This is a genomic window from Aeromonas sp. R4-2 (assembly GCF_040908295.1).
Taxonomy (GTDB): domain Bacteria; phylum Pseudomonadota; class Gammaproteobacteria; order Enterobacterales; family Aeromonadaceae; genus Aeromonas; species Aeromonas veronii.
Genome location: NZ_JBFODL010000025.1, coordinates 150086 through 176880, shown reverse-complemented (window position 1 = coordinate 176880; position 26795 = coordinate 150086). Strand labels below are relative to the sequence as shown.

29 protein-coding genes are annotated in these 26795 nt (G+C 61.0%); 19 read left to right on the top strand and 10 right to left on the bottom strand.

The features are described 5' to 3' along the window. The first annotated feature begins 72 nt into the window (after positions 1-72). Genes AB5Y99_RS20300 through AB5Y99_RS20290 form a run of 3 tightly spaced genes read left to right on the top strand, consistent with a single transcriptional unit; the run spans position 73 to position 2415 of the window. Entirely contained in the window at positions 73-801 is a 729-nt protein-coding gene (locus tag AB5Y99_RS20300) for a nucleoside recognition domain-containing protein (RefSeq protein WP_005335061.1), read from the top strand. After that, the gene (locus AB5Y99_RS20295) at positions 798-1265 is read left to right on the top strand and encodes a YjiG family protein (RefSeq protein ID WP_005335063.1); all 468 of its coding nucleotides are present in this window, start codon (positions 798-800) and stop codon (positions 1263-1265) included. Before AB5Y99_RS20300 ends, AB5Y99_RS20295 begins: the two co-directional genes overlap by 4 nt. A 25-nt stretch (positions 1266-1290) precedes the next feature. Continuing rightward, positions 1291-2415 (top strand): M20 family metallopeptidase, encoded by a 1125-nt coding sequence (locus AB5Y99_RS20290; RefSeq protein WP_368210720.1) that lies wholly within the window; start codon positions 1291-1293, stop codon positions 2413-2415. 89 nt (positions 2416-2504) lie between these two features. Here the strand turns inward: AB5Y99_RS20290 and AB5Y99_RS20285 are convergent, their stop codons facing one another. From AB5Y99_RS20285 to AB5Y99_RS20275, 3 genes are all read right to left on the bottom strand, one after another. Then, on the bottom strand, positions 2505-3254 hold the full coding sequence (locus tag AB5Y99_RS20285) for an ABC transporter substrate-binding protein (protein ID WP_110302585.1): 750 nt from the start codon (positions 3252-3254) through the stop codon (positions 2505-2507). Positions 3255-3345: 91 nt separating this feature from the next. Next, complete coding sequence (locus AB5Y99_RS20280) at positions 3346-4572, bottom strand: winged helix-turn-helix domain-containing protein (protein WP_110302586.1); 1227 nt, start codon at positions 4570-4572, stop codon at positions 3346-3348. A 107-nt stretch (positions 4573-4679) separates the two neighbouring features. Continuing rightward, positions 4680-5273: a TetR/AcrR family transcriptional regulator gene (locus AB5Y99_RS20275; protein WP_110302587.1), complete on the bottom strand. Its 594-nt coding sequence runs from the start codon at positions 5271-5273 to the stop codon at positions 4680-4682. A 107-nt stretch (positions 5274-5380) separates the two neighbouring features. On the opposite strand from AB5Y99_RS20275, the gene AB5Y99_RS20270 reads away from it, so the two are divergent. Further along, positions 5381-6304 carry an ABC transporter six-transmembrane domain-containing protein gene (locus tag AB5Y99_RS20270; RefSeq protein ID WP_279488257.1) on the top strand — a complete coding sequence of 308 codons (924 nt, stop codon included), beginning with the start codon at positions 5381-5383 and terminating at the stop codon, positions 6302-6304. A gap of 28 nt (positions 6305-6332) precedes the next feature. Beyond that, positions 6333-7721, top strand: coding sequence for an FAD-binding oxidoreductase (locus AB5Y99_RS20265; protein ID WP_279488258.1), 1389 nt, complete (start codon positions 6333-6335; stop codon positions 7719-7721). A gap of 39 nt (positions 7722-7760) precedes the next feature. Here the strand turns inward: AB5Y99_RS20265 and AB5Y99_RS20260 are convergent, their stop codons facing one another. Next, entirely contained in the window at positions 7761-8408 is a 648-nt protein-coding gene (locus tag AB5Y99_RS20260; RefSeq protein ID WP_257696536.1) for a class I SAM-dependent methyltransferase, read from the bottom strand. Positions 8409-8552: 144 nt separating this feature from the next. Between AB5Y99_RS20260 and AB5Y99_RS20255 the strand changes: the two genes are divergently transcribed. From AB5Y99_RS20255 to AB5Y99_RS20225, 7 genes are all read left to right on the top strand, one after another. After that, positions 8553-9227, top strand: a complete 675-nt coding sequence (locus tag AB5Y99_RS20255) for a thermostable hemolysin (protein WP_236289695.1) — start codon at positions 8553-8555, stop codon at positions 9225-9227. After that, complete coding sequence (locus AB5Y99_RS20250; protein WP_368210715.1) at positions 9224-10690, top strand: AMP-dependent synthetase/ligase; 1467 nt, start codon at positions 9224-9226, stop codon at positions 10688-10690. The genes AB5Y99_RS20255 and AB5Y99_RS20250 overlap by 4 nt, the downstream gene beginning before the upstream one ends. Then, positions 10687-11340, top strand: coding sequence for a TenA family transcriptional regulator (locus AB5Y99_RS20245; protein WP_368210712.1), 654 nt, complete (start codon positions 10687-10689; stop codon positions 11338-11340). The genes AB5Y99_RS20250 and AB5Y99_RS20245 overlap by 4 nt, the downstream gene beginning before the upstream one ends. Before the next feature lie 34 nt (positions 11341-11374). After that, positions 11375-12244, top strand: a complete 870-nt coding sequence (locus AB5Y99_RS20240) for an SDR family oxidoreductase (RefSeq protein WP_279488260.1) — start codon at positions 11375-11377, stop codon at positions 12242-12244. A 67-nt stretch (positions 12245-12311) separates the two neighbouring features. Next, positions 12312-12878 (top strand): tetratricopeptide repeat protein, encoded by a 567-nt coding sequence (locus AB5Y99_RS20235; protein ID WP_234915135.1) that lies wholly within the window; start codon positions 12312-12314, stop codon positions 12876-12878. A gap of 130 nt (positions 12879-13008) precedes the next feature. Further along, entirely contained in the window at positions 13009-13695 is a 687-nt protein-coding gene (locus AB5Y99_RS20230) for a response regulator (protein WP_368210709.1), read from the top strand. Beyond that, positions 13692-15134 carry an ATP-binding protein gene (locus tag AB5Y99_RS20225; RefSeq protein WP_325793561.1) on the top strand — a complete coding sequence of 481 codons (1443 nt, stop codon included), beginning with the start codon at positions 13692-13694 and terminating at the stop codon, positions 15132-15134. Before AB5Y99_RS20230 ends, AB5Y99_RS20225 begins: the two co-directional genes overlap by 4 nt. Before the next feature lie 94 nt (positions 15135-15228). Here the strand turns inward: AB5Y99_RS20225 and AB5Y99_RS20220 are convergent, their stop codons facing one another. From AB5Y99_RS20220 to AB5Y99_RS20210, 3 genes are all read right to left on the bottom strand, one after another. Continuing rightward, positions 15229-16521 carry a phospholipase gene (locus tag AB5Y99_RS20220; protein WP_368210707.1) on the bottom strand — a complete coding sequence of 431 codons (1293 nt, stop codon included), beginning with the start codon at positions 16519-16521 and terminating at the stop codon, positions 15229-15231. A 33-nt stretch (positions 16522-16554) separates the two neighbouring features. Next, on the bottom strand, positions 16555-17031 hold the full coding sequence (locus tag AB5Y99_RS20215) for a CesT family type III secretion system chaperone (RefSeq protein WP_234915133.1): 477 nt from the start codon (positions 17029-17031) through the stop codon (positions 16555-16557). Positions 17032-17169: 138 nt separating this feature from the next. Next, entirely contained in the window at positions 17170-17664 is a 495-nt protein-coding gene (locus AB5Y99_RS20210) for a RimK/LysX family protein (protein WP_199427324.1), read from the bottom strand. 381 nt (positions 17665-18045) lie between these two features. Between AB5Y99_RS20210 and AB5Y99_RS20205 the strand changes: the two genes are divergently transcribed. The 5 genes from AB5Y99_RS20205 (at position 18046) to AB5Y99_RS20185 (ending at position 22993) form a co-directional block, all read left to right on the top strand. Further along, the gene (locus AB5Y99_RS20205) at positions 18046-19089 is read left to right on the top strand and encodes a GMP reductase (protein WP_005348017.1); all 1044 of its coding nucleotides are present in this window, start codon (positions 18046-18048) and stop codon (positions 19087-19089) included. Positions 19090-19185: 96 nt separating this feature from the next. Continuing rightward, a complete protein-coding gene (gene earP / locus AB5Y99_RS20200; RefSeq protein WP_368210705.1) occupies positions 19186-20382 on the top strand; it encodes an elongation factor P maturation arginine rhamnosyltransferase EarP in 1197 nt (398 codons plus the stop codon). 45 nt (positions 20383-20427) lie between these two features. Continuing rightward, a complete protein-coding gene (gene efp / locus AB5Y99_RS20195; protein WP_005335100.1) occupies positions 20428-20994 on the top strand; it encodes an elongation factor P in 567 nt (188 codons plus the stop codon). Between the two features lie 134 nt (positions 20995-21128). Continuing rightward, on the top strand, positions 21129-21893 hold the full coding sequence (locus AB5Y99_RS20190; protein ID WP_368210704.1) for a DUF3530 family protein: 765 nt from the start codon (positions 21129-21131) through the stop codon (positions 21891-21893). A gap of 143 nt (positions 21894-22036) precedes the next feature. Further along, positions 22037-22993: a D-2-hydroxyacid dehydrogenase gene (locus AB5Y99_RS20185; protein WP_368210702.1), complete on the top strand. Its 957-nt coding sequence runs from the start codon at positions 22037-22039 to the stop codon at positions 22991-22993. A 96-nt stretch (positions 22994-23089) separates the two neighbouring features. Here AB5Y99_RS20185 and AB5Y99_RS20180 read toward each other — a convergent pair whose 3' ends face one another. Further along, a complete protein-coding gene (locus AB5Y99_RS20180; RefSeq protein WP_021229759.1) occupies positions 23090-23572 on the bottom strand; it encodes a YMGG-like glycine zipper-containing protein in 483 nt (160 codons plus the stop codon). Positions 23573-24059: 487 nt separating this feature from the next. Between AB5Y99_RS20180 and AB5Y99_RS20175 the strand changes: the two genes are divergently transcribed. Then, on the top strand, positions 24060-24662 hold the full coding sequence (locus tag AB5Y99_RS20175) for a nitroreductase family protein (protein WP_157162097.1): 603 nt from the start codon (positions 24060-24062) through the stop codon (positions 24660-24662). A 112-nt stretch (positions 24663-24774) separates the two neighbouring features. Here the strand turns inward: AB5Y99_RS20175 and AB5Y99_RS20170 are convergent, their stop codons facing one another. Next, positions 24775-25452 (bottom strand): HAD-IA family hydrolase, encoded by a 678-nt coding sequence (locus tag AB5Y99_RS20170; RefSeq protein WP_198304010.1) that lies wholly within the window; start codon positions 25450-25452, stop codon positions 24775-24777. A gap of 8 nt (positions 25453-25460) precedes the next feature. Beyond that, complete coding sequence (locus AB5Y99_RS20165) at positions 25461-25706, bottom strand: hypothetical protein (RefSeq protein ID WP_128835088.1); 246 nt, start codon at positions 25704-25706, stop codon at positions 25461-25463. A gap of 116 nt (positions 25707-25822) precedes the next feature. Between AB5Y99_RS20165 and AB5Y99_RS20160 the strand changes: the two genes are divergently transcribed. After that, entirely contained in the window at positions 25823-26731 is a 909-nt protein-coding gene (locus tag AB5Y99_RS20160; RefSeq protein ID WP_128835086.1) for a LysR family transcriptional regulator, read from the top strand. The last annotated feature ends 64 nt before the right edge of the window (positions 26732-26795 follow it).

Here is a 26795-nt window from a genome sequence, read left to right as displayed (position 1 = left end):
ACCATCAATTTAGTGACATCCATATCAATTATAATTATTCAGATTAAATAATTATTCATATGGAGCTAGCTAATGACAGACAAAACACGCTCGGTGAGCATAGGCAGTTACCTGGCACTGGCCTTCGCCGTGGTCTTCTTCTCCGGACTGTTGCAATCCGGCGAGTGGTACGGGGTATTCGATTTCACCACGCTGAACGGTTCGTTCGGTACCATGGTCCAGAGCGTCAGCGAGAATGGTGACGGCATCAAGACCGCCATGACCGACATGCGCGGCAAGGGGGGCAACGGCGCTCGCGATGGCTTTTTGTTTGCCCTGACCCTAATCCCCACCGTGATGTTTGCCCTCGGTATGATCAATGTGCTGGAGCACTACGGCGCGCTGGAAGCGGCCCGCAAGTTGCTGACCCCGCTGCTGCGTCCGCTGATGGGGATCCCGGGCAACACAGGTCTGGCACTGATCGCTTCGCTGCAGAGTACCGATGCCGGTGCCGCCATGACTCGTCAGCTCAAGGATGAAGGGCTCATCACCAAACGTGAAACCGACGTGTTCACCATGTTCCAGTTCTCCGCTGGTGCCACCATCGTCAACTTCTTCTCCTCCGGCGCCGTGCTGTTCACCCTGACGCTGGCGGATGGCAGCCCGGCGGTCAGCTCCTCCATCGGTCTGGCTGTCATCGTGATGTTCGCCTTCAAATTTGTCGGGGCCAACCTGTTCCGGGTCTACCTCAATATGAGCGAAGGCAAGCAGACCGATAACAACACCCAGCAGACCCTCAACACTCAGGAGCAAGCCAAATGAGCCAGGCCAACATCAAGAAACCCATCGTCACCGATATCTTCGTCGAAGGGGCCAAGAAGGGCTGGGTCATCGCCACCACCTCCACCGTACCCAACGTACTGATGGCCTTCGTCATTATCAAGGCGCTGCAGATCACCGGCGCGCTGGATGCCATGGGCGCCATCTTCTCCCCTGTCATGGCCATCTTCGGGTTGCCCGGTGAAGCGGCAGCCGTGCTGATCGGCGCCTGGATGTCGATGGGCGGCGCGGTCGGTGTGGTCATCACCCTGTTCGATCAGGGGATCCTCAACGGCACCCACATCGCCATTCTGGCGCCAGCCATCTACCTGATGGGCTCCCAGGTGCAGTACATGGGCCGCATCCTCGGCTGTATCGGCACCGAAGGGCGTTATATCCCCATCATGGTCGCCATCTCGGTACTCAACGCCTTCGGCGCCATGTTGGTGATGAACATCCTTCTCTGACCCGAACCTGATAGTGGAGCAAGCAATGACTTTTTCTCTGGATCAATACCTGACCGAACTGGCCCCGCTGATCAATCTGGATTGCGGATCCCTGCACCAACCGGGCATTGCGGCAGTGGCCGACCTGATGGCGGCCAAATATGAGGAGATGGGCGGCTGGCAGATCAAGCGGATCGACTGTGGCGCAGCCGGTGTGGGACTGGAGATCCGCAACCAGCCTGATGCGGCGCAGATCGATGTAATGCTGATCGGCCATATGGATACCGTCTTCCCCCTCGGCACCGCCGCCGCCCGCCCGATGAGCGTCGATGGTGAGCGCGCTTACGGCCCCGGTGTCTCCGACATGAAATCCGGCCTGCTCAACATCGTCTATGCCCTGCGTGAACTGCCCCGCGAGGTGCGCGATCGCCTGAGCATCTGCGTCTGCATGAACCCGGACGAGGAGATTGGTTCCCTCCACTCCAGTGACTGGCTGGCAACGGTGGCCAAACAGGCAAAACAGGTGCTGGTGGCCGAAGCGGCCCGCGCCGATGGCTCGCTGGTCAAGGCGCGCAAGGGGATGGCCCGTTATCGCATCGATTTCACCGGCAAGGCGGCTCACGCGGGCAACGAACCGCAGAAGGGGCGGAGCGCCATCACCGAGCTGGGCCACTGGATCCTGGCCATCAACGCCCTGACCAACTTCGAGAGCGGCACCACCCTCAACATCGGCATTGTCGAGGGGGGCAACGGCGCCAACATAGTGCCGGCACATGCCAGCGCCGTAGTGGATGTCCGCTTCTGGGACAATCAGGAGTACCACCAGATCGACGATCATCTGCTGACCCTGGCCGAGCGGCCGCATCTGGACGGTGTCACCATCCAGCTGACCCGCGAGGCCCACAAACCGGCCATGGTGCCGTCAGAGGGCACCCAGGCATTGATGCAGCTAGTGGAGGAGTGTGGCGCCGAACTGGGGTTACCGATCAGCTGGCAGGAGGTGGGGGGCGGCTCCGATGCCAACCTGACCGCCGCCCTCGGCATTCCCACTCTGGATGGTCTGGGCCCCATCGGTGCCGGTTTCCACAGTGACGAGGAGTATCTGGATCTGGCCAGCATTGCCCCGCGCATCGAGCTGCTGGTGAAGGTACTGACCCGTCTGGCAGCCTGACAAGCTCTCACGTAAAAAAGGGCCAGCCGGTTTGCACCGGCTGGCCCTCTTTTTATCTGCTCCCCCTGAATGACAGCAACCCTTCGCTATTACTCCATTGGCGGCAAGAAGCGGCGCATCACCTCATCCGTATGCCCCCCTTCCTGAAATGCCACCAGCGACTGATTGAGGATGTTCACCAGCTGGTGACCGCGGGGGGAGCCCTTGCTCACCAGCAGATAGAATCCCTTGCGGCTGGGCAGGGCGAGATTGAGCAACCCGCTCTCGCTGCGGTAGATGCCAAGGCTGATGCCAGCCACCAGAGGTTCGATTTCGCTCGGCAGAAAGTCGCAGCGATCCCGCTCCAGCATATCGAGCGCCTGCTGCAACTGTTTAACCCGGCGTGGCTCCTGCGCAAGCCCGTAGGGGGTGTAGTTGTAACCAATCACCCCGCACACCCGGGAACGATTGACCGTCTGCAGATCCGGCGGTTCGGGGTAGCGGCGCTTGAGATAGAAGAAACCGAGGTGGGTGTAATAGAGGGGTACGCTATAGAAGGCAAACTCGGCACGCTCCGGCTTGTAGCTGGCATCCCAGGTCAGCTCACACAGACCGTTCAGGCGATAATCCGCCAGCTCCTGCTGCACCCGCGCCCAGGGCAGATAGCGGATCTGGTGCGAGAGCCCGCTCTGTTGCAGGGCATCGAGCACCAGCGTCGTCGCCGAACCTGTCAGGCGGCTGGTATCGGGCACCCCGTCCTTACGCTCCCAATAGGTAAAGGGGGCCCACTCGTTGCCCTCCCCCAGACAGATCTTCACTGGTGGCTCTTGCCCCCATAGCGCGGGGGACAAGATGGCCATCGCCAATCCCGCCCACCATGTTGCCGCTCGTCTCATCTCCCGCTCCCGGACTGTTTATCCCTCTTGCAGCTTAGCCCAGAAGGGATAGAGCTCACTTTGCAGGGGCGCTTTCATGCCACAACGTCAGCAAATTGGCCGGAATGGCACCATAACGAAGCTGCGGTGTCCGGTGCCAGTCAGCCAGCTTTTGCAGAGCCTTCGCCAGATCCTGTGCAAGCTGGCGGGTCACTCTCACCCCCTCTTCCAGATAGAGGCTCTTGATCTCGAAGATCCCCTGCTGGCGATGGGCCTTGGCATCCATCCTGCCCACCAGCTTGCCACGATGCAGCAGCGGCAACACGAAGTAACCGTACTGACGCTTCGGCGCCGGGGTATAGCACTCGATGCGATAGTCAAAGTTGAATAGTTCACTGGCCCGTTTGCGATCCCACACCAGCGGGTCAAACGGCGACAAGGCGGTGGTATGGGTTGCCTTGAGGGTGCCCGCCTGTGCCCTTGCCAGCTCATCGGCCAGCGAGGCGTGCACAAAAGCGCCGTGCTGCCACCCCTCCACTCGTACCGGCAACAGCTCCCCCTCGTCCGCCAGCTGATGGAGCAGGTTATCGTATTTACCGCGCCGCAGCCGGTAGTAGTCCGCCACCCAACCGGTTTTGACCAGCCCCAGCGCCCGGCAGCTGGCGCGCACCATATCCCGCTGCGCCTGCTCGACGCTCGGCAGGTCCCGCTGGTCGCTCCACTCAGGGATGACCCGCTCGGCCAGGTCATAGACTCGCTGAAAGTTGCGCCGCTCCCGCACCATCAGCTGACCTGTGGTAAAGAGCACCTCCAGATGACGTTTCTCCGGCTTCCAGTCCCACCAGCCGTTTCCCTTGCCGGTTGTGCGTTCAAAGTCGGCCGCCCGCACCGGGCCATGTTGACGAATGCGCTCGATCAGCTGACCGACCTCCTGCTGATGGGTGGCAAGCCAGTTGGCCGAAAACTTCCAGCCCATGGCGACGGGGTCGAGCATCCGATGGCGCAACAGCCGGTAATCTTCGCGGGGCACAAAGCAGGCCTCGTGGGCCCAATATTCGAAGATCTCGCCGTCAGCCAGCAGCTGCTCCAACCAACGCGGTTCGTACTGGCCAAGCCGGCTGAACAGCACCAGATAGGGGCTGCGCGCCACCACCGAGATGGTATCGATCTGCAGCAGCGCCATGCGGCGAATGGTGGCCAGCAGATCAGCCGGGGTCGCCTTGCTGCGACGGGGGGCAAGCAGCCCTTGCGCCGCCAGTTGCAGATGACGGGCATCTTGCAGTGACAAATGGGTAATCGACATCAACAACCGCTCCTTGGTATCTGACCATCGCGCGCCCGGCGGATGGCCAACAAAACCGGGGGAGGCCCCACGCTGGCATGCCTCCCCACCCTTTTTTGCCTGCGCCGCTATGAGTGAGTCGGGGGCAAGACCAGCTGATTGACCACCAGCATGATCTCTTGGTACGTGGCCTCGACCGTCTCGGGGGTCGGCTCCAGAATAAGGTCATCGGCATAGCCGTTGATGAGGGAGGTGATCTGACGCGCCAGTCGCCGGGCATCGCCCGCCACAAACTCGCCGCTGTCGATCCCCTTTTGCAGGATCTGCTCCAGCACCTCGCGCCACGCCAGAATGATTTTGCGGTAGCTCTCGGCAAACACAGGGTCGCGCAGTGACTCGTTCCAGGCATCCAGATAGATGGCCCAGGAGGCATCCTGACTGGTCGGCAGGTTGTCCCGCACGAAGAGCGGCAACGCTTCGCGGGCTGGCAGCGGCAACAGCCACTCCCGTTGCTCGGCGATCTCCTGATAGGTGAAACGCTCCACGGCGCAGAGGCAGAGCTCCTTCCAATCCTTGAAGTAGTGGTAGACGTGGCTGCGCGCCAGACCGGTGCGCTCGGCCACATCACGGGTTGACGATGCCGCCATCCCCTTCTCTCGAAACAGGGCCAATACGGCCTCGATGATCATCTCTTTGCGCTGTTCTGCTGATGGGCGTGCCATCTGACCTCCTGCGATATCAATCGATCTGCTTGACTTTGAGCGGTCGCTCAAACAAACTTTGAGCACTCGCTCAAACTTAGCGTTTCCGACATCTTAGGAGATAACCCATGACAACACCAACCACTTCGGCAGCCAGTTGCGACGAGCAGGCCACGCCGTTGCCACACTCGGCCGGTCGTTCGCTGGGGGCGATTGCGCGGGCCAATCCCCTCAAGCTGGCGGGCACCTTCTCGCTGGTGGCCCTCGAAAACATCCTGCTGGTGGTCTATCCCCTGTTCGCCGGCTTTGCCATCGACGCCATCGTCAAGGGCCAGTGGTGGCAGGCTTCAAGCTACGCCCTCATCGTGCTGCTGTTCTGGCTCATCGGCGCCCTGCGCCGGGCGGTCGATACCCGCACCTTTACCCATATCTATGCGGCACTGGCGGTGCCGGTGATCCTGACACAACGCCAGCAGCAGGAGGGGCAATCTACCATAGTGGCGCGGGTCACCCTGGCGCGGGAGTTTGTCGACTTCTTCGAGAAACATATCCCGATCCTGGCCACCAGCCTGATCTCCATCGTCGGGGCGGCCGTGATGCTGATGGTGATCGAGTTCTGGGTCGGCATCGCCTGCATGGGGGTATTGCTGCTGTTCGGCCTGCTACTGCCCGGCTTTTCGCGCAAGAACCAGCTGCTGCACGAGCGGCTCAACGATCGGCTGGAACACGAGGTCAAACTGGTCACCCATGCCCAGTCAACCAGCCTCGCCCGCCACTACCGCACGCTGGCCTGGCTCCGAATCCGGATTTCGGATCGGGAGGCGCTCGCCTTTCTGGCAGTCGGCGTCAGCGCCTCCCTGCTGTTCCTGCTGGCCATCACCATGTTGATGGCCCAACCCCAGGTCTCGGCAGGCCATGTCTATGCTGTGATGACCTACCTCTGGAACTTTGTCACCAGCCTGGATGAGGGGCCCGGTCTTGCCGATCAGCTGGCCCGGCTGAGAGACATAGGTCGCCGGGTCAATACCACCCAACCCGATGAAATGATTTGATATTTTGTATCTGTAACCGGAGTAGAAGATGAATCCGACCACCCTTTGCCAACGAGCGTTGACCATGTGCATCAGCTGTTTTTTCCTTGCCGCCTGCGGCCCCAAGATGAGCGACTTTGAGCCCAACACCAGCTACTGGTTCAAGGAGAAACCGGCAGAGGAGAGCGTCCCGCTGGCACAAGACATGAAGGTGGATATCGCCATCATAGGTGGCGGCTACAGCGGCCTCTCCAGTGCCTGGCATCTGGCCAAGGCCAATCCGTCGCTCAAGATCGCCATCTTCGAAGCCAAGCAGGTGGGCAGCGGCGCCTCGGGGCGCAATGGCGGCATGGTACTGCCGGGCTCCGAGGTGATGGATCTCTACGAAGAGGGGGAAGCGAGCAAGCGCCACTACGATCTCACCGTCGCCAGCATGCGCAAGCTGCAGGCGCTGGTCGCCTCAACCGGCGTCGAGGCCGACCTCAAGCTTGATGGCTATGTGGAGGCGATCCTCGATGAGGAGGATATCCCCGAATACCGCGACTATGTGAAAACCGCCAATCGCCTCGGCATCCCGCTCCAGTACTGGAACGCCGATACCACCGAAGAGAAACTGGGCACCGACCGCTACGCGGGGGCGGTCTACGACCCCAATGGTGGTCAGGTACACGCCATGAAACTGGTCAATGCCCTGCGCAAGGCGGTGGAGCAGTCGGGCGTCACCATCTACGAGCAGAGCCCGGTAATGGGGATCAAGGAGGGCAAGCAGATCGAGCTCAATGTAGCCGACAAGTACAAGGTGACCGCCGACAGCATAGTGCTGGCGACCAACGGCTATACCTCAAAACTTGGCTACTTCAGCGGGCGAGTATTTCCGGTACACGCCCAGAGCGCCGTCACCGAGCCGCTCACCAAAAAGCAGCTGGCCGCCATCCAGTGGCAGAGTCGGGTGCCCTACTACGACACCCGCAACATCCTGTTCCATCTGGTATTGACCCCGGATAACCGCATCGTCATCGGCGGCGGCAATGCCGAGTACGTCTTCAACGACGGCCTCAACTACAAGGGCGATCTTAACCGGGTCAGCGAGATGATGATGACCGAGCTGGTGACCCTCTATCCGGCCCTCAAGGGGATCAAGTTTGAACAGGTGTGGGACGGGGTTCTCGGCATGACCGGCGACAGCACTGAAGCGGTGGGGGTAATGGGGGATCACAAGAACATCTACTACGCCCTCGGCTACAACGGCCACGGCATCAACCTCTCCTTCCTGTTTGGCGACATCGTAGCCAGCCTCTATCAGGGCAAGGAGCATCCCTGGTTCAACCACGCAGAGCAGACGCTGCCAATGTGGCTGCCGCCAGAGCCGTTCAAGTCAATCGGCGTCAAATCTGCCCTGATGTACTACCAGTGGCAGGACAAGGGCTACAAGGAGTAGCGCCGGACGAACCCGACGAGTAACAGACAAAGGCACGCCTCAGGGCGTGCCTTTCTGCAATACCGCCACATCGGCGTGGGGGAAGCTGAGCTCGGCCTGCCAGCGGGCGGCCAGCACCTGAAACGATGCCTCGGCAAAGAAGACGATGTGGGTCGGGTCGTGGCGATAGCGCCAGTTTTTAAACCGCTCGTCACTGAGCACCCGCTGGGTCTGCAGCACCAGCAGGCCGCCGGGCTTGAGGCAATCCCACAACTGCGCCAGCACCGTACGCGGCTCGGCAATATGCTCGATCACCTCGGTACTGGTGATGAAGTCATACTGACGCGTCAGCAACTCTGGAAAATCGGCGTAGAACTTGTCATACCCAACCATGTCGTAACCCGCCTCGCGCCCCATCGCCACCAGCGCCGGGCCCGGGCCACAGCCAAAATCGAGACCACTGGCAGGAGTTGGCACCCGACTCAGTACCTCGCCAAATGCCCGCATCAGAAAGCTGCGATAACGGGGATCATCAACCTGGTTATCGTGGCCGTCGTAGACCGCCTTCTCCGCCGCCTCATCCAGATGATCCGCCTCATCCAGCCAGACCAGCTCGCACGCGAGGCAGCGATGATAGCGCTTGCCCGCCACCGGCAGGGGATAACTGCGATGGCTGGCACACAGGGGGCAGCTGACGGTGGATGACATGACGGTTCCTCTTGGGGGCTTCCTGTTGGATAACAGCGGCGCAGATTGCCTGCCCGCTGCCTCGCTGACAACTTTTTTTGCTCCTTAAGGGTTTCTTAAGTTTGCCCTTTTACTCTCAAACCATCGCAAGAGAAGGAGTCACCCATGACCATCGAGATCCAGGCCCCCTACCGATTGCTGCTAGCCAAGTCCCCGCAGCAGGTCATGGCGCTGCAAACCTATATCCAGGCAGCCTACACCCTCGAGTTCAACGCCCGCATCCCCCATTTCCTCCCCTGTCTGCTGGGGCTATATCGGGCGGACGGGACGCTGGTCGGTGCCTGTGGTCTCAATCATGCCAGTGAGGGGCCTCTCTATCTGGAACAGTATCTGGAGCAACCCATCGAGGCCGCCATCAATACCCGCCTCGGGGTCTATCCGGCACGCAATCGCATTATCGAAGTGGGCAATCTGGCCTGCAGCGAGCCGGGCAATGCCCGACTGATGTTCGCAGCCCTGTGTCGTCTGCTGTGTGAAAACGCCCTCGACTACGTGGTCTTTACCGGCACTGCCAAGCTGCGCAACAGCTTTGCCCGCCTGCAACTCAATCCGGTGGAGCTGGCCCCCGCCCAGGCCCATCAGGTGGGAGCCGACGCCGACGCCTGGGGTGAGTACTACCGCTGCCAACCCAAGGTGATGGTGGGTGACATCAATCAGGGGCGCGAGGTGCTGGCCCAGCGCAGCCTGCTGCTCAATCTGCTGGCCCCCATGCCGACCCTGTTTGAGGATGCAGGCAAGTGCAGTGATAACCAGACCCATCAAAAAAGGTGCGCCCAATGAGCCTGTTCGACGCCATCGCCAAACATGCCCGCGAGAATCCGCAATCCCCTGCGCTACTGAGCGGCCAGCAGCGTCTCGATTACCAGACCCTGTGGCAACAGATCCAGCGTCTGGCCAGCCAGCTGCAACAGCTCGACATCAGCCGTCTGGCTCTGCAACTGGACAACGGCCTGCCCTGGGCGCTGCTGGATCTCGCCTGCTCCCGCGCCGGTATCGTTGTCATCCCGGTGCCCCACTTCTTCAGCCTTGAGCAGCAAGATTGGCTTCTGAAGAGCAGCGGCGCCGATGCGCTGGTGGGCCCATATCATCAGGGGTGGCATGCCGCCGAGCCGCTCTCGCTGATCACCGGCGAGCTGCCGCTCTGGCGCTATATCCCGGCCAATCGACCAGCGCTGCCCAAGGGCACTGCCAAGATCACCTACACCTCCGGTACCACGGGCCAGCCCAAGGGTGTCTGCCTGTCACTGACCCAGATGATGGCGGTGAGCCATGCGCTGGCCGAGCGAGTCGCGTCAGCCAAGGTGGAAAAACACCTCACCCTGCTGCCGCTGGCCACCCTGCTTGAAAACATCACCGGCCTCTACGTGCCGCTGCTGACCGGCGCTTGCAGCCGCATTCCGTCCCTCGGGGAGCTCGGTTTCACCGGCTCCAGTTCGCTCAATGCGGCCATGCTGGGGGAAGCCCTGCTGCGCTGGTCGACCCACAGTCTGGTGCTGGTGCCCGAACTGCTGCGCCTGCTGCTGGCGCTCTGCACCAGCACACCGACGCTGGCCCAACAGCTCAAGAGCCTGCGCTTTATTGCCGTCGGTGGCGGCAAGGTGGCCCCCGACCTGATCAAACATGCCCGCCAGCTCGGCCTGCCGGTGTATGAGGGATATGGCCTCTCGGAGTGTGGCTCCGTGGTGGCGCTGAACAGCCCGGATGCTGACAAGCCCGGCAGCGTCGGCCGCCCCCTGCCCCACTGTCAGGTCACCATCGCCAGCGACGGCGAAATTATGATGAGCGGCAGTGCCATGCTGGGTTATCTCGGCAGCAACGAACCGACTCCCGAACAGATCGCCACCGGCGATCTGGGTCATCTCGATAATGAGGGCTACCTCCATATCACCGGGCGCAAGAAGAATGTCCAGATCACTGCTTTTGGCCGCAACTTCTCACCGGAGTGGGTGGAAGCCGAGGCCCAGCTCTGCCCCGCCATCGCCCGCATCGTGGTGTTTGGCGATGGTCAGCCTGCCAACGTGGCGCTGATCCAGCCCCTGCCGGGGAAAGAGGCGGATCTGCCACGCCAGATCGCAGGTCTGAACCAGCGGCTGCCCGATTATGCCCGGCTGCACCACTGGTTGCCGGTGGCGCTGGATCAACATCCCGGGCTGCTGACCGCCAACGGGCGCCCCCGTCGCAACGAGATTTACCAACACTTTTCCCGGCAAATCAGCCAATGCCTTACAGGAGAATCGTCATGAGCTTCTACCAGACTCTGCAACAAGCCACAGCTCAGGAGCGTGAGCATCTGTTCAACGCCCCCATTATCGAAGCCTGTCGCCGTGGCGATATCAGCCGTGACACCTATCTCGCCTTTCTGGCGCAGGCTTACTACCACGTGCGCCACACAGTTCCGCTGCTGATGGCCACCGGCGGCAAGCTGGGTCAGGAGTACGAGTGGGTGCGTGGCGCCATTGCCGAGTACATCGACGAGGAGTATGGCCATCAGGAGTGGATCTTAAGCGATATCCGCGCCTGTGGCGGTGATGCCGAGGCAGTGCGCCACGGCCAGCCCGGGCTGCCCATCGAGCTGATGGTCGCCTTCCTCTACGACCAGATCCAGCGCGGCAACCCCATGGGCTTCTTCGGCATGGTGCAGGTACTGGAAGGCACCAGCGTCGCCATCGCCATCACCGTCGCCGACCAGCTGAAAAAGGGCCTCGGCCTGCCACCCCAGGCGATGAGTTACCTGAGCTCCCACGGCGCCCTGGATCAGGAGCACCTCAAGTTCTTTGAATCCCTGATGGATCGGGTCGAGAGTCCGGCGGATCAGGCCGCCATCATCCACGGGGCCAAGGTGGTTTATCGCCTCTATGGCGAGATGCTCTACAACCTCACCGCCACACCGTAAGTCGGCAGCAGACAGCAAAAAGGGAATCCATACCATGAACCTTGAAGGGAAACTCGTGCTGCTCACCGGCGCCAGCGGTGGCATAGGTGAAGAGCTGGCGCAGGAGCTGGCGGCCCAGGGGGCACACCTGCTGTTGCACGGTCGTCGCGGCCCGGCACTGGAGCGGCTGTGCAAGTCACTGCCCCACCCCGAGCGCCATCAGGTGGTGCTCGCCGACCTCGGCTCTGCGCAGGAGCGGGCCAAGCTGTTGCAACACCCTGCGCTGGAGGACGGGATCGACATCCTGATCAACAACGCTGGCTGCAACCAGTTTGCCTGGCTGGAAGATCAGAGCTTTGAGCAGGTGGAGCGCCAACTGCTGCTCAATATCGAGGCGCCCATCCAGCTCACCCGTGCCCTGCTGCCAACCATGCGCAAGCCGGGGATCATCATGAACATGGGCTCGAGCTTGGGCAGCATCGGCTACCCCGGTTACAGCGTCTACTGCGCCAGCAAATTTGCCTTGCGCGGCTTTAGCGAAGCGCTGGGACGGGAGCTGGAGGGGAGTGGCATCAAGGTACTACATTTTGCCCCCCGTGCCACCCGTACCAAGCTCAACTCCGAGGCCGCTTACGAGATGAATGCAGCGCTTGGCACCCAGACCGACAGCCCGCAGCAAGTCGCCGAAGATGCGGTCATCGCCCTGTGCAACGAAACCCGCCGCAGCTGGCTCGGCTGGCCGGAAAAACTGTTCGTGCGGCTCAATGCCCTGCTGCCCGGCATCGTCGACAAGGCGCTGGCCAGACAGCTACCGCTCATCAAACGTTATGCCCGTCATCTTCAGCCAGGGACGGCTGATACCGGCGCCAACAGTACGCCACAACCAGACTTGTCCCGCCCGATCCCGACCAAGAAGGAGCATTAATATGAACTTTTTCCGTCAATCAGTGACCTCTTGTGCTATCGCCATCCTGCTGGGGTCCTCCTCGGTCATGGCCGCGGGTGATGCCCTCGTCCCCATCCAGCAACAGTGGGCCGTCTGCCAGTATCAACAGACCGGCAAGGCGAAAGAGAGCTGCCTCGAAACCCTGAGCACCCAGGCCGAAGCGGCCAGCGCCAAGGAGCCTTTTCGCGCCGATCTGCTGATCTGGTCGGCCATCGTCAAGAGCACCTGGGCGGGGGCCAAAGGGGGGCTGGGGGCACTGGGGCTGGTGAAAGAGGCCAAGGCCAAGCTGGAGCTGGCGCTCAAGCAGGATCCCAAGGCGCTGGATGGCTCTGCCTACACCAGTCTGGGCTCCCTCTACTATCAGGTGCCCGGCTGGCCGGTCGGCTTTGGCGATGACGAAAAGGCAGAGCAGCTGCTCAAGCAGGCGCTGGCCATCAATCCCGATGGCATCGACCCCAACTTCTTCTACGGTGACTTCCTGCTGGATCAGGGTCGCAAGGCCGAGGCCAAAACCTACCTCGACAAGGCGCTGGCTGCCCCGGCCCGCCCGGGTCGCGAAGTGGCCGACGAAGGGCGCAGAATGGAGGTCCGCGAGCGGCTGGCCAAGCTATAAAACCCTGATGGATCAAAGAACTATTTAAACTCTGCCCACCAGCTTGCATACTGGTGGGCAGGGTTGTTTATGCCACGGCACGCCCTGGCGCTGAGCCAGATCACGACACCCAACAAACAGGGAGAAAAGAATGCGGATCCTGCTGGTAGAAGATGATGTGATGCTAGGGGATGGTATGCAGGATGCACTGCGCCATAGCGGCTACACGGTGGACTGGCTGCAACAGGGGTTGCCCGCTCTGGCAGCCCTCAAGAGCGACGAGTTCGCCGCCCTGATCCTCGATCTCAACCTGCCCGACATCGATGGCCTCAGCCTGCTGCGCAAGTTGCGGCGAGAGGGACACCAACTGCCTGTGCTGATCCTCACCGCCCGCGATGCGCTGGACGATCGGGTGGTCGGCCTCGATGCCGGCTCCGACGACTACATGGTCAAGCCCTTCGCCCTGCAGGAGCTCAACGCCCGTCTGCGCGCCCTGGTTCGCCGCAGCAAGGGGCAGGCTCAAGCAGTGCTGGAGTATGGCGATATCCTTATCTATCCCGAATCCCAGCAGGTCACCTATCAGGGGGAAGCGGTCAAACTCACCCCCCACGAATACAAACTACTGCAAGAGCTCATCAGCCAGAGCGGCCGGGTGCTGAGCAAGGATCAGCTGCAACAGAGCCTCTACGGCTGGGATGAAGGGGCCGAGAGCAACGCGGTAGAGGTGCATATCCACCATCTGCGCAAGAAGTTCTACAGCGACCTCATCCGCAATATTCGCGGGGTCGGCTACATCATTCCCCAGATCGAACAGCCAAGCCGGACACCCGCACGATGAAACGTCCCCGCTCCATTCGCCGCTTTCTGCTCACCGGTATCCTGACGCTGGTGAGCCTGAGTCTCACCATCAGTGCCTTTATCGGTTACATGGAGGCGAGCCACGAGATGGAGGAGCTGTTTGATGCCCGCCTAGCCCAGTCGGCCCGCATCACCAACCAGCTGCTGGCCCGCTACATGGCCCAGCAGGGGCAGTTGCCCGCCAACGGCACCGTCTATCAGGAGTGGGAGGCGCAGAACCCCGATGAGTGGCAAAAAGACCCCGGCCTCAACCTGACCGGCGAAGATCGGGAGATCACCCCCTACGGCCACGAGTTCGAACGCAATCTCTACTTCCAGCTGCTCGATGAAAAGGGCGGCTTGCTGCTGCGCGCCCCCAGCGCCCCGGAGCAGCCGCTGGTCACCCTGGCTATCGGCTTCGACACGGTCGAAAAAGATAATCACCAGTGGCGCACCTTCACTCTCTACAACCAGCAGGAGCAGACCTGGCTGGTGGTGGCCGAGCGGGACGACGAGCGCAGCGAACTGGCCAGCAAGATGGCCACCCTCACCATGCTGCCGCTGCTGATCACCCTGCCCTTTCTGCTGGCCCTGCTCTGGTGGCTCATCACCCGCGGGCTGGCCCCCCTGCGTCAGCTGGCCCAGGCCATCAGCGAACGTCACCCCGCCAACCTGAGCCCGCTCAGCCTCAAGATAAGCGCTCAGGAGCTGACCCCCCTCACTAACGAGATCAACCGGCTGATGCAGGCGCTGGCGGAAACCATAGAGCGGGAGAAGCAGTTCACCAACGAGGCGGCCCACGAGCTGCGCACCCCGCTGGCGGTGCTGCGGATCCACAGTGAAAATGCCCTTGCGGCCGAAGATGAAGTGAGCCGCCAGCAATCCCTGCACAAGATGCTGCAGGCCCTCGATCGCAGCGATCGGCTGATCCGCCAACTGCTGACCCAGGCCCGCATCGACAACCAGCAGGGGCTGGTATTGACCGAACTGGAGGTGGGTCACCTGCTGCAAGGCACCCTGGCAACGCTTGCTCCCATCGCGCTCAAGAAGGATCAGCAGCTGTCGCTGGAGTGTGAATTGCCGCTGCTGGTGATGGGGCAGGCCACCCTGCTCGAGCTGCTGTTCAGCAATCTCATCGACAATGCGCTGCGCTATACCCAGCCGGAGGGCGAGATCAGGGTGCGGGTACTGCGAGAGGGCAACCGGGTGAGGGTGGATGTGAGCGACAATGGCCCCGGCATTCCCGCCAGTGCCTTGCCCCGGCTGTATGAACGCTTCTTTCGGGTCAATCCCCAGCAGGGGGATGGCGTGGGTCTCGGCATGGCCATTGTTTCGCGCATCGCCCAGCTGCACGGCGCCGACCTCGATGTCCACAACCGGCCGGAAGGGGGGCTGGAGGTGAGCGTCTGGCTACCGACCCACACCCACTCCCTGCCCTGATCCGAAAATGACAACGCCTCCCGAGGGAGGCGTTGTTTATAGATAATTAGCACGCTGATGCTACGCGACTTGTCGCCGCGCCATCACCGGCAGATCAGGCAAGCAGTGCATCCAAACCTGCCGTCACCGCCTCCATGCGATGCCCGCCAGAGTGTTCAATCACATAACGCTTGCCCACCTGGGAAGAGGCATCCAGCCCGAACACACCGTGTTCCACCTTCTGGCTCAGCGGATCCCCGCTGGTGTTGACGTGGGTGACATTGGCATCGTCCAGCTTGTGAGCGAGGCGATCCCGCAATCCGACATGCAGCCCCATGCTGTTGAACGCCGTGACCTTGAGCCCGTGCTTGATGCCGGCATATTGCGCCAGACCGCCCCCCAATGAGTGGCCTAGCACCTCGACCTTGCCGCCATACTGCTGGGCAAAGGCCTTCACCAGCCGGTCGGCATCTTGAAACGCGCTGTCCTTGATGCCAAGGGCCGCGCCAGCATCGCTCTTCAGGGTGCCGGGGCGTTTGGCAGGCTGAGTGCCCACAAACGAGAGCACCATGGTATCGCCACGCTTGTAAACGGCGACCTTGAGCGCAGACCAGGCATCACCTGTCAGGATAAAGGGGTCATTCTCGTTCTTGCCTGGGGTGACATGAAGTGTCAGGGCACTCCCGGTGCCACCGGAACCATCTTCACGGCGGGGCAATATCGAAGGGGGAATATCTGCCAGCGTGGCGTGACTGTAGCCTGCCGGCATCTCCCGATAACTGCTGGAGCAGCTGACCCGCGCCAGCTGGGCCGCATCCATCACCGCTCTCGCCCCCTCGGCAGTCAGTGGTTCCTGCTGCGCCTTCGCCACGAAGGCCGGTTTGATGATCCCCTTGGCGGCACTCAAGGCCTGCTGTGAGCCTTGTTGCAACCGCTCTGACATACCGAGCGGCAGATGGGAGGCCCCCTTCATCACGCTACCCGCCAACCCCAGAGAGGAGGAGGCCACCAGACGCGCCGCTGACTCGCCAAGGTTTTTCACCCCGGCCACCCCGGCCGTCACCGCACCGCTGGCCACGCTGCTGACACCACCGGTGATATTGGCCAGCCCTTTGATGATGGCGCCCGTCCAGTAACGAGCTTTGCCCTTGGCACTCTGGGCATGGGAATCATGGCCGCCCTGGATGGCGATGCCAATCTTGCGAGCCGGGGCACTGAGGGTCAACCACTTGAGCGAGGTGTTCAAGACCTTGCCCGGCTGAACCCGGGAGCCGAAGCCGAGGCTGGTATAGTGAGAAGCCAGATTATGATGAACCGAGTGCTGGCGAGATGAGGATTGCACCTCCCCATGCTCATGAGAGGCCACAGCGCTAGCACGCTGGGGTTGTACAATGCTTTGAATAGACATCTTCTACTCCTGATTAATACCAATGACGATCCATCAACACTGGATCATGACGCCAGATAACGGGGAGGGAATGGCAGCTGTCTCCTGCCGGGCGTGCAACGCCTGCAATTGCGTCTGCAAGGTGACGCCGAGATCAAGAAATTCACCCAGGGTCTGCATAAACAGAGTTTTATCGAGCATTTCGATGAGAGAGGAAAAAGTCAGCACCAGATGGTTGCTGCGACTGTCCAGACTGATCTGGCTTCCCCCCGTGGTCAAACCAAACATGTTCAGCTCAAGGGCCGAGCGGGTCAGCTGCAACTGACTTACCGCATCGTCAGGCAGACGCAGCAAGGGGATATAGAGGTAGCATGCCTGCAGATCATCGTTATCGGGCACTTCGACCAGGCACTCGCCATCCAGACCGAATGGCACACGGCAGTGGCCATCGCTGCCCAGACTCAAGGCTACGCCCTGCTGTTCGCCCGCGAGCAATAGCCATTCAGATACGATTTGTTGATAGGGTTTCACTATGATGCACTCCACGCTCAAGCCCTTGCTGGCGAACGAGCTCGCACGCTTCAGGGTATGGTGGAGATGCTACCTCTGGCAGAGGCGCGGGGATTTAGCTGTGAAACGGCGTTTTTTAGATTCACGCCGAAATTGCCCCTAACGGCAGGCGGGCTGTACGGTAAAGGTTCGACTGGCATCTACCGGGCCCAGCTCCGCCAGCAGACGGCGGCCCAGCAGCACCGGATAGATCATCTTGCTGCGATCCCGCAGGGTGAACCACTCCTCATACACCTTGTCCCCCAGACAGATAGACATGGTCACCGTTGGCCGCTGCGCCATACCACCCGCCCCGCGCACCGTCACGCTGCGCTCGACCCGCCGTTCGAACTGCTGCTTGACCAGTTTGCCGCTGTCGGCATCGGTCACCACCAGCATGAAGCGCACCCAGGGCTTGCCATCCCGTTTGAATCTGGTAATGGAGCGTGCATCGAGGGAAGAGGTGAGCGCCCCGGTGTCGAGCTTCATCTTCACCGCCACGCCGGTAGGCAAAATAAGCCCCTTCTCGATCCAGCCATAGCTGGTCGGGGTCTCAGCCAGCGCACTGCCACACAGTGCCAGCATCAGGGTGATCCCCACCATCATCTTGCCCATTTTAGTGCCCTGCCTTGTCAATCCTGCGCCCAGATCTACCACAGTCCCATTGTGGGTCAATCCGATTTATTTCAGCTACTTGGATAATATCTGGCGGGTCAGGAGAGAGACGACAAAGAGTGGCCGAACGGCGGCCCAAGCGGGCGGGAATATCGAAGGAGAGCAAGGCACCGAACGGTGCTGGATGAAACTGGTGGTTAACCTCAGGTTGTGACGCCAAAGGCTACCACAAGGATTTACAAATTATCAGTCTTGTTCTGAAGGGATTTTTGCCTACACTGTTGTAAACCGGAGGGCCTGAAAACCACCGGTTTTTTTGCGCCTGCCGAAAATTTGCCACTGCAAAAGTGACTTTCAACAAGGCTCAATAAGGAATTTGTAATGCGTATCGAAGAAGACTTGAAGCTCGGTTTCAAGGATGTCCTGTTCCGCCCCAAGCGCTCTACTCTCAAGAGCCGTTCCCAAGTAAGCCTGACCCGTCAGTTCACCTTCAAACACACTCAGACCCAATGGCAAGGCGTACCCGTTATCGCCGCCAACATGGATACCGTCGGCAGCTTCGCCATGGCGCGCACGCTGGCCGGTTTCGAGATGATGACCGCGGTACACAAGCACTACAGCCTTGAGCAGTGGCAAGCTTTCGTCAACGAGACCGACCCGGCGCTGCTGGGCCATGTGATGGTCTCCACCGGCACCTCGGCTGAAGATTTCGCCAAGACCCGCCAGATCCTCGCCATGTCCGAAGCGCTGCGCTTCATCTGTGTCGATGTGGCCAACGGCTACTCCGAACACTTCGTCGAGTTCGTGCGCAAGATTCGTGAAGCCTGCCCCAACCACGTCATTCTGGCGGGCAACGTGGTGACCGGCGAGATGGTCGAAGAGCTGATCCTCTCCGGCGCCGACATCGTCAAGGTCGGCATCGGCCCTGGCTCGGTCTGCACCACTCGCGTCAAGACCGGTGTCGGTTATCCGCAACTCTCCGCCATCATCGAGTGTGCCGATGCGGCCCACGGCCTCGGCGGCCAGATCGTCGGTGACGGCGGCTGCACCTGCCCGGGCGACGTCGCCAAAGCCTTCGGCGGCGGCGCCGACTTCGTGATGCTGGGCGGCATGCTGGCAGCCCACGAGGAGTGCGGTGGCGAGATCGTCGATGTAGACGGTGAGCCTTTCATGAAGTTCTACGGCATGAGCTCCTCCAGCGCCATGGACAAGCACGCCGGTGGCGTCGCCGAATACCGCGCCTCCGAGGGTAAAACCGTACTGCTGCCCTACCGCGGTCCGGTCGAGAACGCCGTGCGCGACATTCTGGGCGGCGTGCGCTCCACCTGTACCTACGTCGGCGCCAGCCAGCTGAAAGAGTTGACCAAGCGCACCACCTTTATCCGGGTACGCGAGCAAGAGAACAACGTCTACGGCAAGGAGTAACCTGCCACAGACCGCCGTCACGCGCTGACGGTTAGAAGCCAGTCAACCGGTGTGCTACCCTGCGCACCGGTTTTTTTGCATCTGGGACCCCGAGCCATGACCACTCCCCTGCCCCCGTTTGACTGGGACATCTTCTGCTGCGTCGTCGACAACTTCGGTGACATCGGTGTCACCTGGCGACTAGCCCGCCAGCTAAAACGGGAGGGGAATATTGCGGCACATGGCGATGAGGTTCAGGTGCGGCTCTGGGTGGACGATCTGGCAAGTTTCGCCCGCATCTGCCCCGGGCTCGACCCGGCGCAGGATGGCCAGTGGGTCGAGGGCATCTATATCCAGCACTGGCATGAGACCCTGCCGAGCGACATGGCACCGGCCAAGGTGGTGATCGAGGCCTTTGCCTGCGAGCTGCCCGCCCCCTTCATAGAGCTGATGGCAAGCCAACCCAACCCCCCATGCTGGATCAATCTGGAGTACCTCTCGGCAGAGAGCTGGGTCGAGGATTGCCACGGCCTCGCCTCGCCCCAACGTGTTGGCAATAAAAGCCTCAACAAATACTTCTTCTTCCCGGGCTTTACCGCTAAAACCGGCGGCCTTTTGTGCGAGCACGACCTGATCGCCGAACGGGAGCTGTGGCAGCAAGATGATGCGGGACTTACCGCCTACTGGTCCAGCCTCGGTTTGCCGCCCAGACAAGAGCACGAGCTGCGGGTCAGCCTCTTTACCTACGAGAGCGATGCGCTGAAGAGTCTGGTCGAGAGCTGGTGCCAGAGCGCCACGCCCGTTACCCTGCTGCTGCCGCTGGGGCGCTCTCTCAACGATGTGCTCACCGGTGCCGGTCTGACTAATGCCATCTCTGCAGCCAAAGCGGGGGATATGCTCCACGCGGGCAACCTCACCATCAAGCTGCTGCCGATGACCGATCAGGCTGGCTACGATCGACTGCTGTGGAGCTGCGATCTCAATCTGGTGCGTGGGGAGGACTCCTTCGTACGGGCCCAGTGGGCGGCTCGTCCTTTCCTCTGGCACATCTACCAACAGGAGGAGGAGGCCCATCTGGTCAAGCTGGAGCAGTTCCTTGACCACTACTTATCCGGTCTACCCGCCGAGTGCGGCCAATGGCTGCGCCGGTTCAATCTGGCTCTCAACCGTGACGAAGATTGCAGCGAACTTTGGGCCCAATGGCCCCGATATAGCGCCATTTGGCAGCAACATGGGCGAAGCTGGTCACAGAAGTTGCTCCGGGATGGGGATCTCGTCACACGGTTGGTGAAATTTTTAGAAAGCCGTATATAATCTGGCAGTTTTTATCCGTCCGTTTCACGAACAGGAATTTTTTACATGAAAACCGCACAGGAAATCCGCGCTGGTAACGTAGTCATGATCGGCACCGAGCCGATGGTGGTTCAGAAGGCTGAATTCAACAAATCCGGCCGTAACTCCGCCGTGGTCAAAATGAAGCTGAAGGGCCTGCTGAACGGCAGCGCTACCGAGACCGTCTTCAAGGCCGACGACAAGCTGGACGTTGTTCAGCTGGAACGTAAAGAGTGCACCTACTCCTACTTCTCCGACCCCCTGTATGTCTTTATGGACACCGAGTACAACCAGTACGACGTAGAGAAAGACAACCTGGGTGACGTGCTGAACTACCTGGTAGACGGCATGGAAGATCTGTGTGAAGTGACTTTCTACAACGAGAAAGCCATCTCCGTAGAACTGCCGACCACCATCGTGCGCGAAGTTGAGTACACCGAACCGGCAGCCCGTGGCGACACCTCCGGTAAAGTGACCAAGCCTGCCCGTCTGAAAGGCACTACCTACGAGCTGGCTGTTGCCGCTTTCGTAGAGATCGGTGACAAGATCGAAATCGATACCCGCACCGGTGAATTCAAGCGTCGCGTCAACTAATTGACCGCTTTGAATTGATTACAAAAAAGCGAGCCAACGGCTCGCTTTTTTATTGCCTCCGAGTTGCCATCACACCGCCCGCCTTCAGAAAATCCCGCCGCCGCCGCTAACCCAGATAACCGGGGGAGCACACTATGGCCAGATTATCCTTATCACTGCTGTTATTGACCTTGCTGGCTGGCCATGTCGCGCAGGCGAGCGACGTTGCACAGCCCATCGCGGAGCCACTGCCCCTCGACCACTGGCAAGCCAGCGACTGGAAAGGGTTGCCCGATGCTACCCAAATCGACAAGCAGACGGTGCTGTTCGCCAAACACGACAGTGAAAACTATCTGGGGCTCGCCATTTTACTGCCCGACTGGCAGCGCAGCGGCCAACTCTGGCAACTGACCCGCACCCTCGGCCGACTGGGCTTTGATACCCTGCTGCTGCTCCCTTCCCCCCAGCAGACCGAATTGGACCCCGCCGCCGAGAAAAAAGCGAAAAACAGCGATGAGTTTCGCAAGCAGTTTGCCGAGCGGATCAGCAAGCTGGCGGATGCCAAGCTGCAGGAGGGGGGCTTCAAGCTGATCCTGGCGCAAGGTACCGGCGCAGCCTGGACTGCCAACCTTATCGCCAGCGAACAGTTGCCCGCCCCCGACGCGCTGGTGCTGCTCGATGGCTTCTTCCCCAACCAGCAGAGCAACCAGACCCTGGCCAAACAGGTAGCTCAAGCAGCCATCCCCACTCTGGACCTCTATCAGGAGGATGGCGGTCGCTGGCCACTGCTGGCCGCCGAGGCCCGCAGGAGCGAAACGCGCCGCAGCCACAAACTTAACTACCGTCCCTACGCCCTGATGGAGCTGGAGGAAACCCCCACTCGCATTCAGGGCTGGCTCAACCATCTGGGCTGGCTCTAAACCGACCGCTAGCGTGGCGCAATAAAGCGTGCAAGCTCACATCTGCCGGATAAAGCCCCGCCATGACATAGCGGCAGGCTGGCCCTGACTGCATCCTCTTTGGCATCATGGCCTCTCGAACCTGAACAATGGCAGGAAGGCCCATGCAGCAGATTGTGTTTCTCGACAGCGATACCCTGGATGCGGGCATCACCCTGCATCACCCCGACTTCCCCCACCACTGGCAGAGTTATCCCAGCACGGCCCCGGAACAGGCGGTGGAGCGGCTCAAAGATGCCAGCATCGCCATCATCAACAAAGTACGGATCGGAGCCGCCGAGCTGGCCCAACTGCCAGAGCTCAAACTCATCGCCCTGGCCGCTACCGGCAGCGACAACGTGGATCTGGAGGCGTGCCGCGCCGCCAACGTCGGGGTGTGCAATATCCGCAACTACTCGGGCCCCTCGGTGCCGGAGCACGCCATGGCGCTGATGCTGGCCCTGTCGCGCAACCTCTTCTGCTGGCGCCAGTCGCTGCTGGAGGGGCGCTGGCAACAGAGCGGCCAATTCTGCTTCTTCGACCACAACATCATGGATCTGCACGGCAAGCAGCTTGGCATCATCGGCAAAGGGACGCTCGGACAGGCGCTCGGCGAGCGGGCCAAAGGCATGGGGATGACAGTGCGTTACGCCCAGAGCCAGATCGGCGCCAGTCACGACGAGGACCGCTTGCCCCTCGACGAGTTGCTGCAAAGTTCGGACGTCATCAGCCTGCACTGCCCGCTCACCCCCTACACCCGCAACCTGATTGGCGAGCGGGAGCTGGATCTGATGAAACCGGGCGCCCTGCTGATCAACGTCGGCCGCGGTGGGTTGGTGGATGAGGAGGCGCTGCTGCAAGCGCTGGCCAACGGTCGCCTCGGTGGTGCCGGTTTCGATGTGGCGAGCGTCGAACCGCCGCCTCCCGACCATCCCTTGATGAAGGCGCTGCAATACCCCCACTTCATTCTGACCCCTCATGTGGCCTGGGCCAGCGAGGAGTCGATGCAGCGACTGGCCGACCAGCTTATCGACAACATCAACGCCTTTGCCGCCGGTCGCCGCCAGCACCGGCTGGTGTAACCGCACGAGCGAGTCACCGCAAAATCGAGTGACCACACCATGCAAAACGGGACCAACAGGCCCCGTTTTGCATCTTCCGCACTCACTGCACACGCATCAATCGTCGTCATGCCATCTGTGCTTCTTATGCTTTTTGTACTTCTTGTGGTGCTTGTGATGGTGATGATCGTCGTCATCATCGTAATAGCGATCCTGGCTCTTGTGGCCATCGCCGGTCTTGGCACCGATGGCCGAACCACTCGCCCCGCCGACCCCGGCGCCGATCAGCTGACCGGTATCACCACCGACACTCTTGCCGATGGCGGCACCGCCCAGCGCCCCCACAGCGCCGCCAAGGGCCGCTTCATTCTTGTTGCCCTTGTTGGCCGTCGCAGCCCCACCGGCAGCACCGCCCAACGCAGCCCCCACCAGCGCACCGGTATCTCCCCCCAGCTCCTTGCCGATCATGGTGCCCGCCACACCACCTGCGCCGCCACCCAAAATGGTATTGAGGGTCTCGGAGGCGTACACGGTCGTGCTGCCAGCCAGCAAGGCGCCCAGCAGTGCCAGTGCGCGAAGAGCACGCGAATTCATCTCCATGGGTACTCCTGTCCAATCTGATTAATTTCCTCTGCACTATACAAACCGGCAGGCAGCAAACCAGTGGGTGACTAGCGGCAAGTAGATTTTCACTTGAAACCCGGCAATAGGCGTGACCGACAAGTCCGAATTCAATCTCTTGAATAACCACAAGAAATTTTTTATTTCACAGGTATGGCGTGTCCCTCGGCAGGGGCGGGAGGCTGTCGCAGCCCCACCCCAACTACTGGCGATCGGACAGCTCCTGTCACCTGCGCAGGGTTGGGTGGCGCAATCTCAGCTGGGCTGGCAGTTCAGCGCGTCTCAACCCCGTTCACTGGGGAGCAACAGGATCGCCTATGTGCGGGGTGTTAACCCTCAGTTGAAAGTGTCACCACTGCATGTAAACGCCCGGAAGATAATCGGGTGGTATAGTCTATAGCTTGAACAACAGGGGATGGCTGGCCACAAGGCTGGCGCCCGGTGACTATCAAGCAAAGGAGATGTTATGAGCAGTCCGTTTATCGAACAGATCAAAGCACGTCGTACCATCTATGCCCTGGGCGACCAGGTGTCCCATACACCGGAGCAGCTGACGACACTGATCCAGGATGCCATCAGGCACAGCCCCTCCTCCTTCAACTCCCAGAGCTCCCGTGCCGTCATCCTGTTTGGCGCCCAGCACCACAAGCTGTGGGATATCGTCAAAGCCGAGCTGAAAAAGATTGTGCCGCTGGAAGCCTATGCCCAGAGTGAGGCCAAGGTGGATGGCAGCTTCCGCGCAGGCTTCGGTACCGTGCTGTTCTTCGAAGACACCGACGTCATCAGGGATCTGCAGCAAAAATTTGCCCTCTATGCCGACAACTTCCCCATCTGGTCGGAACATGCCACCGGCATCGCCCAGTTTGCGGTCTGGGCGACGCTGGCGCAGGAAAAAGTCGGAGCATCACTGCAGCACTACAACCCGCTGATCGACGAGGCGGTACGCAAGGAGTGGAACCTGCCCGCCAGCTGGCTGCTGCGTGCCCAGATGCCCTTTGGCAGCATCAAGCAACCGGCCGGCGACAAGACCTTTATCGACGACGCCACCCGTTTCCGCGTCTTCAAATAACGGTCAGATGGCAAAACGCCCCCGCAGATCGGGGGCGTTTTTATTGCAACATAGAGTGCGGATGGCGCTGGTTCATAGCGCATATGCAGCCACAATCCATTATCTCCATCGCTCAGGCGGGCAGTGTCACCAGCAGGGAGTCGTCTTCCCCCAACTCCACCTTCACCTCGCGCCAGTCGCGGATCACCGCCACCACTGCCGGATTGAGCGGCGCCTCGCCCCCCACCTGTACCACGGCGCAGCCTGCGTTCAGGGCGCTCTCGATACCGGCCGGGGCATCCTCAAATACCAGACAGCGAGCGGGTGGCACGCCAAGCCGTTCAGACCCCAGCAGATAGGGCTCGGGATCGGGTTTGCCATTGACCACAGCTTCGGCCCCCACCAGCAGGTTGGGCAGCGGCAGACCGGCACAATCCAGGCGGTGACGGGCAATCCGCTCACTGGCGGAGGTCACGATGGTCCAGCGCTCTGGCGGCAAGCGGCGCAGCAACTCGCCAGCCCCGGCGATGGCATTGCCGCCGGTATACAGCATCTCCAGCTCGTCGAGCCGCGCCGCTTCCCGCTCCACATCCAGCTGCGCGGCCAACGCCCAGATCACCTCACGTGAGCGCATACCGTGGCACATAGCCAGTACCGGCTCAGGGGCAAGCTGATGATGCTGACACCAGAGCCGCCACACCTGCTCCACATCGCCGGTCGAGCAGACCAGGGTGCCATCCATATCGAGCAGCAGGGCGGCGACCGCCACGGTTTTTGTGCCGCCTGTACAAACGCCCGGTTCGCGACTCATGCCGGTAATCATGCCGATACTCCCGTAAGCTCAGGCTCAGCTCCCTGCAACGCATCGGCAAAAGCCTGCTGCTGGGCGGCACGCTCATAACAGGCCAGCGCCTGTTCGGCGCTGCCAGCCCACACCTGCAGCGGGCCGACCACAAACCCCTGTTGCAGCAGGCTGGCGAGCAGCTCCCCCGTTTCAGGCGCGGCCAGCGGCTGGGCCAGCACCAGCTTGCCCTTGATCAAAAAAAGATAACGTTGAGTGGACATGATATGGCTCCTTGTTCCGGTTCAGAGGAGGGCGATTCCCCCCTTGCAGAGCCATTAGAACAAGGCGATTAGATAATTTATAATCAATAAATCGCCACTTTGGATAACCAATTGGAATGAAATTCGACTTGAGGCAACTACAGGCGTTTGTAACGCTGGCCGACACCGCCAACTACCGGGAAGCGGCCAGCCGCCTCTTTATCACCCAACCGGCCCTCACCAAGCAGATCCAGGGGCTGGAGCAGACGCTGGGCTGCACCCTGTTCAAACGGGGCCGCCACGGCGCCGAGCTGACAGCGCTCGGTGCCCAGCTGCTCACTCAGGCGAGTGCGCTGGTCGAGCACGGTCGGGAGTTCGAAAGCCATGCACTGGCGGTGGCGAGCGGGGTAGCCGGTCGGCTCAAGATTGGCTTTGGTCTGTCGAGCTTTGCGCTTGCACCCTCACTGGTGGCCCGCTTCAAGCAGCAGGTCACGGACGTGATAGTCCATCTGCAGGATATGCCCTCCGCCATCCAGCAGGAGCAGCTGCTCTCCGGCCAGTTGCAGCTTGGCTTTATGCGCAGACCTCAGACGCCCCAGTTGCAGGAACACAGGCTGCTGATCGACCGGCTGGTGCTGGCGGTGCCGACACGAATGACCGAACCAGACCCGGCCGCATTCGACGTCCAGCAGGCACTGACCAGTCAACCCCTGTTGCAGATGGTGGGCCACCGCTGCCCCGGTCTCAGCCAGCAGATCGCCGGTTTTCTCGGCGCCAATCGGCTGACCGGCATGGTCCAGGAGGCCGAGGATATCCAGACACTGGTGGCGCTGGTCGCGGCGGGCATCGGCAACGCCATCCTGCCACGCAGCGTCAGCTTTATCGCAGGGCCCGATGTCACCCTCTATCCCCTCTCAGGCCCCAGCTCCGAGTGGGAGGTCAGCATGGTATGGAATCCGGACTTTGCCGACCCCATCCGGGATCACTTCGTCAGGCAGGTGATCGCCAGCCATCCCCTGCCGGTGTCGGCCACACCCGAGCGCTGAAACCAACCCTTGCTGGTAGCTAACACCGTGACCAGCCAAAAAACAGTGCGCCCCCATCAAGGGG